This is a genomic window from Flavobacterium cupreum (assembly GCF_003996965.1).
In the GTDB taxonomy this organism is placed as follows: domain Bacteria; phylum Bacteroidota; class Bacteroidia; order Flavobacteriales; family Flavobacteriaceae; genus Flavobacterium; species Flavobacterium cupreum.
Genome location: NZ_QWDM01000032.1, coordinates 1 through 11505, shown reverse-complemented (window position 1 = coordinate 11505; position 11505 = coordinate 1). Strand labels below are relative to the sequence as shown.

The following is an 11505-nucleotide window of genomic DNA, read 5'->3' as shown; positions in this document are numbered from 1 at the left end:
AAAAAATATAGTTTTTAATCAAAACGGAGGTGCTCACTTTGCACCGGAATTAGGTGGTCATTTTGAACTGGAATCAGGTGCTCACTTTAAAACGGAATGGGGTGATCAATATAACCGGAATTTGCACCATTTTAAGCAAATATAATTAAAACAGAAATCTCATAAAGTCTCTGACTTTAAAACGAATCTACATAGAATTTATGCTATATCAAATCAGTATTCATTAATAACCAAACTTAAAAAGTCGGGAGACTTTTATCAGGTTTTAATTTTCACGAGAACACAAAAAAATGCGCAAAGTCAGAGACATTTGCGCAGCTTTTCATAAAGGAACACATCGAGGAACGGGGCACAGTTTTTCATAAGAACACTTCGAGGAGCGGGGACATTTGCGCAGCTTTTCATAAGGAACTCTTCGGAGAGCGGGTTTTCAAGACCAATCGTTTTTAATCTACACCAAAGCTATGTTACATAATCAGTCATTATAGTGCAGGCCCTGCGGGTACGCTCCGCCCTTCACTATAAACTCATTATGCAAAATAGCACTTTTCCTCAAGACCTCTGCCAGCCCCAACGCTGCTGCCACCGCACTAGGATTTATTTTTTATTGGTTCAATCGCCACAAGGCTAAGCATTTTTTTTGGAAGAATGCCAGGAATATTATTTTTCAGTTCAACTATAAATTTGGCATTCTTCCAAAAAAAACGCAGCTCTCATTTGGAGTTTTTACATATTCTAAAACATAAAAAAAACTCACCAATTGGTGAGGTTTTTAGTTTTTATCTCTTTAATTCTTTACATCAAGAGCGAGACGCTCGCGTCAGCAGAAGGAAACACTACCTGTTCAATTAGTCTCTTACATTCAAATCAAAATACATTTTCAAGTAAAAAAATTGAAAGCAGTAAAGTAATATACTTAATAGAATAAAAAACCTAAACCAATTAGAATCTATATTTTTCTTATTAAGTAATACAGTAATAAGTGAAATGCTATTAAAAACAAATATTGCTATTAAAAATTTCAATAAATTATCCCATAGTATTTTATTCATAAGTAAACTAATCCAAACAAGTAATGTGGCTAGAAAATTAATTATGACTATAATTATTAGTATATTATTCTTTTTTCTCATTGGATTGCTGATTTAAGTATGTTATAACTCTATTTAAAAAATTTTGAATATAATCGTTATCTATTTGTCTATGGGTACTTATAACAGGAACATTAATACCATTAGTTTTAGCTGGATCATTAATTTCAACATCTTCACCTCCGATTGCTGCTCCAAACACCCCACCATTTTTAACATAATAGTTAACAATATTTTTTACATTACTTGGAATATTATCATCATCATAATCATCGGCTGTATCAATTGTCAACATATAATCAATTTTTAAACTCGGATTTTCATTAGCCATTTCAATTAAATTATCTGCTCCTAAGCTATGTCCAACTGCTATTACTCTACCATTTTTATTTTGTGATCTAAAATTTTTAATAGTTGTGGCAATATCTTTTTTAGTACCATCACCTTGAGATGAAGCAAATACTCCAACCTGAGTTCCTGTTTTTTCATTGTCAAGACTTGTAAATTTCCCTAAACCTGAATAATCAATTCCAAGTTCTGAATCCGTTTTACCTGCATTTTGTGCTTGTGAAGCTCCCTTTGGGGCTTCACCTGCGAACCCTTGATTTACTAATATTAAATTTTGAGTTCCTTTTCTAGCTACAATTGGTTCAAGTCCTTCAAGCTCTCTACAATCTACAACTCGGTTTCCACTAAACACATATGGACTCCAGTCCATATATTTTTCTGTTAAAGGATCAATATTTATAAATCTACCAATAGCATAATCATAGTTTCTATACTTAAAGCTATCCCAAGCCAATAATAGCTCGTCCTGACGCTCTTGTCCTTGGTACTTATACTTATAGGGTTCTGTAAACCTTTTTTATATAAAACAGCCCCTTGCAAAAAATCTCCATATAAAGAACGTCCGGCTACATTTTTCTATAATACGAAAGTAGATGTACTTTAATTATTTTCCTAATAAAATTATAGGCTTCTTTATTCCAAAAAAAAACTTCCTTTACGGAAGTCTTTTTTCATTGAAAGAATTATTTATATCATATTTTTTCAAAACCACAAAATTGAAAATTCTGAATTGTATCAAATGGTGTAGTATGATTTTCAGTAAAACAGTTTATTGCGTTAAAACTTTTAGCAAACGTTTGTTTCATTGAACTCTCCGAATATTGTTTTATTTCAAGACCGCTACATTTTGTCGGTCCGTTTTCTGAAAATGTCCCTAAAAGGAAATGACCTTCTTTATTAATGGAATTCCCAACGATGGTTATATATTTCATGACACTTTCCTGTTCTGTCAAGAAATGAAATACCGCCCTGTCATACCAAAAATCGAAAGTTACTTCAGGTTGAAATTCTGTAATATCCGATACAATCCAATGCACTAATTCAGCTTTTTTACCTAAACGTTTTTTAGCCTTTTCTAATGCAAATTCTGAAATATCTAATACCCAAATATTCTGAAATCCTTTTTCAAGAAGTACATCTACAAAATTACTCTCGCCACCTCCAACATCAATTATATTGGATGTTTTAGGTAAGTTTAGGTTTTCTAAGTACTGCATTGCAGTTTTTGGATATTTCTGTGTCCAGCTTACGTCCTGGGGACCCTTACTAGCAAAAACGTTTTCCCAATGTGATTTGTTATTCTCCATAAATTAAGCTTTACAGCAATTATCTAGTTATTTATATGCTATCTTATAGCATATTGCAAACCTTTTTTGTCTAAACAGTACCTTGCAAAAAAATACTTTTTATACTTCTACCAGATTACGGTAATCGAATTTTTTGTAATATTCTACGTTTGCTTTTTCTTTATTGAGTTCGATCAGCTCATTCTTAACTTCAACTCTATACCATTGTTCCGGCTTTGTATGAGAGAATGTACTTAGTTTTAGAACTAATTTTGCATTTAGTTTTCTTTCTCCGGAAAGATATTTATGGAGATTGCTATCGCGCATTTCAAAATAGTCAGCCAATTCTTTCTTAGTCAGATTAAGTGCTTTTAGGTACATCTTGACAAAGTCAAGAATTTTTAGAACTTCCGTACTATCGCTTTCACTTTGAATATAGTCTTCTAATTTATATTGAATAGAAAGTAATTGATTAGTCAATACTCGTTCTTTGGATTGTTTGGCAGCATGAGATGAGATAATTTTTTTTAAATCCCCTTTCTTTTTATCATTCCAAATATCTTCAACTTGAATTTCTTTATTTTTCATATCCATTAATTTAAAAATTCATCAATTAACTTTTGTCCCCCTTCAGGTGGTATAATCATAGTGGTTTCACCATACCTAAAAGCATTATACTTTGTTGAATATAAAGCCATTAATTTTATTTCATCTGCTTTATCTTCCTCCATGACATCAAATGCTAAATAGCCTAGATAATCGCCTTTCCCGTTTTTAAAACTCAACCTACAGGCAAATGCAATTAAACAACCTGCTACATTTTCATATTCTTTATTCTTACCTTTATTATGAGGTGCTACTTCAACAAACGCCATATAAGGTTCAACCTTCTTTTTCATTTCGAAAATCAAACATCCTTCAATTTTATCAGGTGTTTCTTCGCATACCAAAACATAGGTTTCAAAGCCATTGCCTTTGGAGTGGTTTCTAAAATTAAATCTCCATCCATCAGTCATTGACGGAAGGTTTGCCTTTATTATTTTTGAATCTGAAATTTTAGCATCTACTAAATTATTTCCTGCGATCTTTAATATTTTTACATCCATCGTACGCTACTAAAATTCATTACACAAATATACTTAAAAATTATACATATTGTATAATTTTAACCTTTATTTTTATTGCTTCAAATGCTTGGAAAATACCGGTTAATCATTTCCCGCTGCTGTGAGCTGTTCACTTTAATGTATTTTTCAGTTGTTCCTGGCCATTTATGCCCTGCGAGTTCCTGAGCCTGTTCCAAAGGAATCTTTTTTTCATTGAGCCAGTTGCAGATCACGCTCATACGGATGGATTGCGGATTGAGTTTCCGATCAGGAAACAATGCCCTGAGCGGGTCAATCATGGCATGGATGCTATCTACTGTAATAGGCTTGCCAAGTTTTGTGATAATGAGTTTTTCGGTCTTGCATCGCAGCATTTCTGTTCGAGTTTCGTTAATATAGTTGGAGAATAAGATCATCTGCTTGGATACCAGTTCCAGCGTTCGCTTATTTAAGGCTGCGGAAGCCTTGATGTAAACTGTCCCATTTTCCAAGTCGATATCCTTAACAGTAAGCCTTATGATTTCATCGCTAGTAAGTCCCTGATAAATCAAGAGTGATAATATAACATTGTTTCTGACGTCCAAATGCTTGTAGCGGTTTTCGCGCTGCATGAGCAGCTGTAGTTCCTGGCTGCTGAACAAGTCCTGAACCTGTATCGCCTGATTGCTGTTTACCTTAATATTCAAGCGTTTGCATGGATGGTCGTTTCTGTAGCCGCTCATAACCAGATAATCATAATATTTTTTGATTGCTGATAAAATGACAACCCGATACTTACTGTTGGACTGCTGCAGGCTGATTTCATCCATATACTTGACAACATTCTGGTACTTGTATCGTTTTGCTTTGGGATTTAATTTTAAAAAGTGATTGATGGCAAACAAATAGCTTGATACTGTCTGTCTGCTGTAATTTTGGAGCAGGAACTGCTCTAATGTCTGTTTTGCCATAAGCCAATTATTTAAAAGGTTATCAATTTTCGCTTCTTGTTTTTGATGGCATAGATATAAGTTGTATTGATATCCGAATGCCCTAGAAAATTTCTTATAAAATCAATCCCTGCGTTATTCTCAGCCAGATGGTGTGCAATACTGTGGCGCAGGCAATGCAGGGTAATATCCTTTTGAATCAGTTCGTATTTCCCAGTCTGCTCAATCATTTTTTTTAGTATCTCATTCAGGTTCTCGCCACTGGCACGCTTGCCTTTGCTGTTGATAAAAAAAGCCTCTTCTATTTGGCTTTTTCCCACCAGCTTTAAATTGCGTTCGTTCTGTATATAGTTTTTCAGGTATTTGACAACCGTATCGCTCATAGGGACTTCCCGTCTTTTGCTTCCTTTTCCGCTTTTGACAATGAGCATTCCGATGTTTAACTGTATGTCCCTTAAATTCAGTACGCTTATTTCTGAACGGCGAAGGCCGCACCCATAGGCAACGGACAGTAAAGCCTTTTCCATGTCATTCTCGCAGTACTGGTACACTATTTTTACCTCTTCAACGCTCAGGATATTTCGGGGCTTCTGAATACCCCCGCTATAGGCAGGGATATAATACCCGTTTTCAATTTCCCTGTTTTCCATAAGGTTCAAAAGGAAGAGCCCCTGTACAAAAAGATGAAACTTGATGGTTTTTTGCGACAGTGTTCCTTCGCCACGCAGTTTGGGTCTTGCAATGAGATATTCAAAATACTTTATTGATTCTTTAGAACTCACGTCCCTAATTTTAGTGATTCCTGTCTCTTCCAGCCATGCCAAAAATTCCGTCAAGGCATTTTGATACATGCGCCCTTTTCCTGATTTGTAATTCCTCACTTTTACAAAGCTGTCAAAACTCTTGGCAAGCTTTTGAAAATCCGGTGTTTGTATGGTCTTTTTCATTTTTTTTGTGCTGTTAAATTGTTCTTTTTTTAAACGGTCGCTTGCGCACTCCGTGGAACGCGGAACGCCAGTATCGTATTGCCAGTATTTGCAGGGGCTCCAGTGTTCCGCTGGCGTTCCGGGGCGTTCCATTTTTCTTGTTTTTAAAACGTTTCAAGTTGCTTGTTCATATCTTTCTTTATCCTGTCTTTTAGTTTTTCCATATTGTCCCAATAGCCCACTACGTATTTAAAACCCCTGTTTACAGAACCTTCAATTGCCTGAATGTATTCGAGTTCCTGTAATAACTGCATGTATCGGAATGCCGATGTCTTGCTGATATTAAGCTTGTGGCGAATCTCCCTGATGGTAAAACGGTGTGTTGAACCATTTTTTTGACTTTTTACATAGCCTTTGAGGTTTTCAAAAAATTGCCTTGTGCTTTTGTCAAGTTCATCCACTTTGATGATGATGGAATTGAAGAATATATCCACAGCAAAGCGAACATCCTCTTTGGTGGCAATCAGCCTGCCTTGTGCATCGGTTTTTCGCTGGTACTGGTGCAGGATGGCAATCTGTGATACAAAATTCTGGAACTGGCTGTTAAGCCGTCTGAGCATCTTGGCTTCAAGGGGAAGCATAAGTTTATCAGCAAATGGATTCACCACTTCGTAGGATTTCAGAACCCGTATGGCATTTCGAAGCAGCTGTGTTGCCTGCTGCTGATTCTCACTGTTGCTTTTCCCTGCGATTTTCCTATTTTGAATCTCTATAATCCGCATCGTCTGTGCCTGGCTTTCATCCACGCCCAAGATCACCGAACGGCTCATATTGTCATAATATACCTCAGCTTTGGTCGTTGTGGTAAGGCTCGCAAAGTGCGCCTGTACTTGTTTCATCCTTCCTCTGTTGTTTCCGAAGATATCCTTGACTACGGTGGAACTGGTTAAGAATTTGGCAGACTGCATTTCCCGAAAGGCATACTGCGCCTCTTCGTCGAGACCGTCAAAATCCTGAATCACGATCAGTTTATTGATTAGTTCCTTATCCCTGTAATGGTACAGCGACTTGCTGGTAATGCGGGTCATGTTCATTACATCTTCCTGTGGCATGCACTGGGCAATCCCATTAATCAGGTGGCTTTTTCCCTCACCGCTTGATCCCTGCACCAGCCCGTGCATGAGGTATGGCATTTTATAGCTTGAAGCCAGTACAAAAAGCAACAGCCTGTTTTCCTCTTCCCCGACAATGCCATTCTGTTCCAAAAGGGCATTGATATTTTCCAAAAGATTAGGTTTGGAGAGAAAAGCAATTGCTTTTTCATGTGCCTGCGGTGTGAGTTCCTTTTGGGAATACTTATCGGTAACGGGGTTTATTTCCGCTTCAAAAAGCAAATCGCGATGCTGTTCCAATAAATCCGTGAGCTGTACCAAATCCGTTTCCAATTCCTGATAATCAAAACCCTGTTTCTCGGAAAGTTCCGTACACTGGTTCTGTACGTTTCCAAAATCAAACAGGTCTACTTTAAGGCGGTGCTTCTTCTGTGTGCTGGTTTCCACAATTTGAAGCGATACCCGTAGGTTTCCTAAATCCATAGGGAGGTTGCCTACGACATAAAATGTTCCGGTTATTCCCTTGTAACTGATTTTGTAATCATTGTGCACCTGCAAGGCGACACCTGGTTTTTCAGTTTCCACATTTTTAAAAAGTTTCAGTATTCCGTCCGTTCCATAATTGACCCACATGTCATTTAGACTGTGTCCTTCTGGCAATTCCACAATTGACAGGGGCACATCGGGTCTTAGCTGCTGCATTTGTAATCTGATCTTCTCCATAGTCTTACCGCTTTATCATTATTATTGCTTCTAATTCATGTAATGCTTTGATAGCTTCCTGATGCTGTGGCAATAGTTCCCCGTCATGCAGCGATATGACTGCTTCCCTTTGGTCAAGTACCTTGCTTTGAAGCAGGGTAGCACAGTCGATAACAGACCAGACGATATAAAGCCGCTTGGTCAGCGGATGCGGGTAGGCGGGATAAATGCCTTTATCATTCAGGAATTCTTCTTTTGGTGAGTCAAGGTCAAACCGCAGGGCAAAAAAATTAACAATCGTATTGTCTTTGTCCAGCAGTGGAAAAATAAGCCCGTAACGTCCAAAAACGGTATAGGAGATCATTTCGGTCTCCCATCTGACCGGGGCGTAACTTTTGGTTAGCAGTCCCAGACTTTCAAACTCATCTTTTACCTTTTGCGGTTTGCGGTGATGGAACTGCCCGGAGTTAAAGCCTATCCTGAGTTCAGAATAATCCAATCCGATACCCCTGAGGTATGCATTGGGCTTTAGAGCCTTCGCACTTCGTATTCCCGTTTCAAATGACCGGAAAAGGCCTTCTAAATTTTTCATAAATATTTAATGGTTTTCCATTATTTTCAGGACGTAAGGTGGCCTGTAGCCGTTACAGGACTCTGCTATTTTAGGGAAGGTATAAAGGGAATTATTTGAGTAGAAACTTTGACAATCTGTATCGCGGTTATCAAAACTTAATTAATAGCAATTCCAGTAGTAGGAAATCATTCTTCTTTCTTCACCAGCCCTCTAAACAGTGAAAGTCCATTTTTAGATGGTCTTTTTAATCCGTTTATTTATCTTCTGACAAATATAAAAATGCATTTTCGAAGTTATCCAGACAGTGGTGTTGCTGGCGCCATTTGTCTTCTAATGGCGTTATGTTTAAGACAATTTAATTTTCAGAAGCTAGTAAAATCAATAAAACTAGAAAATAGGCTATCGCCAAAAGTGAAAAATGAACAGGGATAGCAAGCTTTATTAAATTCTTAAGAATGGGAAATTGCGGGTGGAGACCTGATCTTATAAATTAAAGATTTGCGGTGGAACATAAATAAAAATTGTATTTTTGTTTAATACACGGCAAGTACGCAATAGATTGTACCGTACCGAACTAATTGAAGTTGTATCTTACAATTACGGACTTGTTTTTTACCCGTTAGATTTTTTTGACAGAATTTTGAATATCTTTGAATTATGGAAACAGCAACAAAACCAAGGCACATTGGCAAAAATATTAGCCGTATTAGAGAACTTCGTGGAATGAAACAAGAAGCTTTAGCAGTTGCAATCGGCGTGAGCCAGCAATCGGTTTCTAGCATTGAGGCAAGTGAGTCAATTGATGATGAAAAATTACACGCAATTGCCAAAGTTTTGGGAGTAACAACAGAGGCTATTAAAAACTTTTCCGAGGAAGGTGTTATTAATTATTTTAATAGTTTCAACAATTTTAATGATAATTCTTCATTTAATAGTAATTGCACATTCAATCCCTTAGATAAACTTATGGAAGCTGTTGAAGAAAAAGAAAAGCTTTATGAACGTTTGCTGCAGGCAGAAAAAGATAAAGTAGCTCTTTTGGAGAAACTTCTTAAATAGATTGTAAATATTACTTTTATAGAATATATGGGCTACTTTTAAGTGCCCATTTTTTTGTTATGTGTCTCTATAACTGTTTGTTGTCCTTCTTTCAAAGGTGCAAAACTTTCTTGAATGTGTTCTGAAAGTGTTTTCATGATATCTTTATTTAAATAAATATAGTTTATATATAATTAAACAATTGTCCTCATTGCTACTAAATGATTTCAAAGATATAATCTGGTATATAAATTATCTGAAATAAATTTTATCAAATTCTTCGATGGTCATATAACCTAAAAATGAATGTCTTCTCTTTTTATTATACCAGTTTTCAATGTATTCAGTTGCTTCCAACCTAATTTGTTTCCTTGGCAGGAGTTTATTTCCATTAATCAATTCAGTTTTAAAACAATTAAAAAAACTTTCCGAAACAGCATTGTCATTATGATTTTGTTTACGACTCATACTACGCTTAATAAATTTGTAAGTGTCTAATCTATTAGTAAAAATTTTATTAGCATACTGAACACCCCTGTCAGAATGAAAGATCAAATCTTTAGTGATTTTCCTGTTATTGACCGCCATTTCCCAAGCGGATAAAGTAGTTGACTTAGTGCTCATTGTGTCGCTTAAACTCCATCCAATGATTTTTCTGTCAAATAAATCCATAATAATTGTAAGGTATAAAAAACCTCTTTTTGTTTGTATATATGTAATGTCCGAAACCCAAGCTTTAGAAGGCTCATCAACTCTAAACTCTCTATTTAGAACATTTGGAAACACATAATGATTATGAATTGAATCAGTTGTCGCCTTAAATTTTCTTTTGGCCTTTCTGCGCAGACCCAAAATTCTCATATAATTCGTTACTTGGGCGCTTTGTATTTTAAATCCTCTCCTTTGAAGTTCTTTAGTAATTTTCATACATCCGTATGTCTTTTTAAACTCATAAAATATAGATACGATTTCTTCTTTTAGTAAAATTATGCGAGATTCTGTATCGGTAAGCTCTTGTTTTTTTCTATTGTAATATGTAGTTCTTGATACTTCTAGCGCATTACACATTTTTAAAATGGAAAAGTTATGCTTATTATCCTCAATGAATTGTTTAGTCATCAATTTTCCTTGAGCGACATATGTACTCCCACTTTTTAAAATTTCCAGTGTAAGTTCTGAATCTTTAACCTTCTTTTCAAGGTTTGTAATTATAGCTTGTTCAGGAATTAATTTTAAGTATCCAGTTCCGCAAAAACTTCCTTTTCCAAATTTTTCAAAGTCTTGTCGCCAGCGATACAAACAACTTGGAGTTATTCCCAGCTCCCTTTCAATGCTTGCAATTTGCCTCTTACCTCTTTCATAACTTAACTTAACAGCATTCTCTTTGAAAGCGCGTTCATATGTTTTCATAGCATAAAGTTTAATAATTTTCAGCACAGCAGTTTTTTCACTGTTGATTTTGAATATATTCAAATATTTTTTCTTCTATTTGTTTTTTAGTTAGAAGCATATTTAAATCGACTATCTCAGATTTAAGGGAAGTAAAAAAGGTTTTAGGAATAGCATTATCTAAATGATTCCCTTGTCGGCTCATACTTCGTCTTATATCTTGATAAGAGTTTAATTTACGAGTAAACATCTTATTGGCGTATTGAGGTGATCTGTCAGAATGAAATATTAATCCCTTCTTTGTCTTTCGATTATGAACAGCCATTTCCCAAGCTGGAATAGAAGTTTCTTTTATTGTTAGTCCATCACTCAGACTCAATCCAATAATTTTTGTGTCAAATAAATCCATTATAATTGTTAGAAATAAAAGTCCAGTCGCTATTTCGATACTAGTTATACCCGAGACCCAAACCTGCGAAGGTTCTTCAACTTTAAATTGTCGATTTAGAACATTAGGAAAAACACAAGGATTATGAGGAATAAATAGTGAACCAGATTTGATTATACGTCTTCTGCCAAACTTACTTATAAAACCTAGTTTTCTCATGTAGAAGGTAACTTGAGCAGGTGATAATTTGAAACCGCGACTTTGCAATTCTGCTGAAATTTTTATATTACCATATCTCTCTTTATATTCATAAAATATAGAAGATATTTCTTCCTCAAGTAAAATTGTTTGACACTGTCTTGGAGAAAGTATTTTATCTCTCCATCTATAATATGTAAACTCCCTTATGCCTAAAACTTTACACATTTTCCAAAGTGGGTATGTATCTAAATTGTTTTCAATAAAGTGAAAAATCATTGGCTTTCCTTGAGTGCAAATTCCGGTTATATTGATCACCCCATTCCGTTTTAAAGTGAGCACCTGATTCCAGTTCAAAATGACCACCTAATTCCGGTGCAAAGTGAGCACCTCCGTTTTGATTAAAAACTATATTTTT

10 protein-coding genes and 1 pseudogene are annotated in these 11505 nt (G+C 35.6%); 1 reads left to right on the top strand and 10 read right to left on the bottom strand.

Annotated features, from left to right (window positions below):
- Positions 1-1116 precede the first annotated feature (1116 nt).
- The 8 genes and pseudogenes from D0817_RS24425 to D0817_RS24390 all read right to left on the bottom strand — a co-directional run.
- Positions 1117-1926: pseudogene (locus D0817_RS24425) on the bottom strand (hypothetical protein); the annotation flags it as partial.
- A 205-nt stretch (positions 1927-2131) separates the two neighbouring features.
- Positions 2132-2746 (bottom strand): class I SAM-dependent methyltransferase, encoded by a 615-nt coding sequence (locus tag D0817_RS24420; protein ID WP_127340951.1) that lies wholly within the window; start codon positions 2744-2746, stop codon positions 2132-2134.
- Between the two features lie 99 nt (positions 2747-2845).
- Positions 2846-3313, bottom strand: coding sequence for a helix-turn-helix transcriptional regulator (locus D0817_RS24415; RefSeq protein ID WP_238160950.1), 468 nt, complete (start codon positions 3311-3313; stop codon positions 2846-2848).
- Positions 3314-3318: 5 nt separating this feature from the next.
- Positions 3319-3831: a hypothetical protein gene (locus D0817_RS24410; RefSeq protein ID WP_127340949.1), complete on the bottom strand. Its 513-nt coding sequence runs from the start codon at positions 3829-3831 to the stop codon at positions 3319-3321.
- Positions 3832-3911: 80 nt separating this feature from the next.
- Positions 3912-4781: a tyrosine-type recombinase/integrase gene (locus D0817_RS24405; RefSeq protein ID WP_127340948.1), complete on the bottom strand. Its 870-nt coding sequence runs from the start codon at positions 4779-4781 to the stop codon at positions 3912-3914.
- 11 nt (positions 4782-4792) lie between these two features.
- Positions 4793-5839, bottom strand: a complete 1047-nt coding sequence (locus D0817_RS24400) for a tyrosine-type recombinase/integrase (RefSeq protein WP_238160949.1) — start codon at positions 5837-5839, stop codon at positions 4793-4795.
- 11 nt (positions 5840-5850) lie between these two features.
- Entirely contained in the window at positions 5851-7521 is a 1671-nt protein-coding gene (locus D0817_RS24395; RefSeq protein WP_127340947.1) for an MTBMA_p00010-related P-loop-containing protein, read from the bottom strand.
- 4 nt (positions 7522-7525) lie between these two features.
- Positions 7526-8092: a hypothetical protein gene (locus tag D0817_RS24390; protein WP_127340946.1), complete on the bottom strand. Its 567-nt coding sequence runs from the start codon at positions 8090-8092 to the stop codon at positions 7526-7528.
- Between the two features lie 639 nt (positions 8093-8731).
- On the opposite strand from D0817_RS24390, the gene D0817_RS24385 reads away from it, so the two are divergent.
- On the top strand, positions 8732-9133 hold the full coding sequence (locus D0817_RS24385; RefSeq protein ID WP_127340945.1) for a helix-turn-helix transcriptional regulator: 402 nt from the start codon (positions 8732-8734) through the stop codon (positions 9131-9133).
- Positions 9134-9364: 231 nt separating this feature from the next.
- On the opposite strand, the gene D0817_RS24380 is transcribed toward D0817_RS24385, so the two are convergent.
- Together D0817_RS24380 and D0817_RS24375 are read right to left on the bottom strand one after the other, a co-directional pair.
- The gene (locus D0817_RS24380) at positions 9365-10522 is read right to left on the bottom strand and encodes an IS3 family transposase (RefSeq protein ID WP_371311651.1); all 1158 of its coding nucleotides are present in this window, start codon (positions 10520-10522) and stop codon (positions 9365-9367) included.
- 37 nt (positions 10523-10559) lie between these two features.
- On the bottom strand, positions 10560-11405 hold the full coding sequence (locus tag D0817_RS24375) for an IS3 family transposase (protein ID WP_238160948.1): 846 nt from the start codon (positions 11403-11405) through the stop codon (positions 10560-10562).
- Positions 11406-11505 lie beyond the last annotated feature (100 nt).